At 61.2% G+C, this 639-nt stretch carries 1 protein-coding gene; it reads right to left on the bottom strand.

Annotated features, from left to right (window positions below; translation table 11 throughout):
- Positions 1-64: 64 nt before the first annotated feature.
- A partial coding sequence (locus tag VK682_RS27300; RefSeq protein WP_324783006.1) for a hypothetical protein occupies positions 65-639 on the bottom strand: 575 nt, incomplete at its 5' end.

Genomic DNA, 639 nt, shown 5'->3' with positions numbered 1-639 from the left:
CTGAAAGCTTCGGCAGGCTCGGATTGTTGATGGCCGTGTTCAGGCGGATAAGGGTGGTCATGTTTTACGCTCCTTTGACGTAGGGGATGGGCTTCTGGAAGGTCTCAGCCCAATTCCAAAGATTGGTGGATCCGTCTGCACCGACGGTAGGGTCGCTGTCGCGCAGGCAGCCACGCGCGCCGGTGATCGGGCCGCCGCCATTGCCGCCGATGCCGTAATAAGCATAGCCTAGCTTCGGATTGGTCCCGATGTCGGTGGAGGTCGTGATCCGGACCGTGTCGCTGTTGATCAGATCGACCGAGGCGATGCTCACAAAGCCGCTGTCATCCTCCACGGTGAACCCGTAGTCGCCGGGATCCACCACATTGGTGGTGTCGAATAGGAGCGGCGCCTCCGGCACGTGGAATTTGATCGTGATGACACGGGCGCTGTGCTTCGTGATGCGGCGCGGCTCGACGGGACGCCAGTCTTCGCCCCGATAGACCCGCTTGTAGAGCACCTTGCCCCATTGCATCCCCACGAGCTGTTTGCCCGCACTTGTGGGGTGGAGAGCGTCAGCATGAGGCGCCTGATACATCGGCGCAGCGATGATGATACGCGGGTCTTCCTCGCTGGCCTCAAATATCGCCTGCGCGATGG

This window comes from Salipiger marinus, from assembly GCF_035481585.1.
Lineage (GTDB): Bacteria > Pseudomonadota > Alphaproteobacteria > Rhodobacterales > Rhodobacteraceae > Salipiger > Salipiger marinus.
This window is presented reverse-complemented; position numbering and strand designations above follow the sequence as displayed.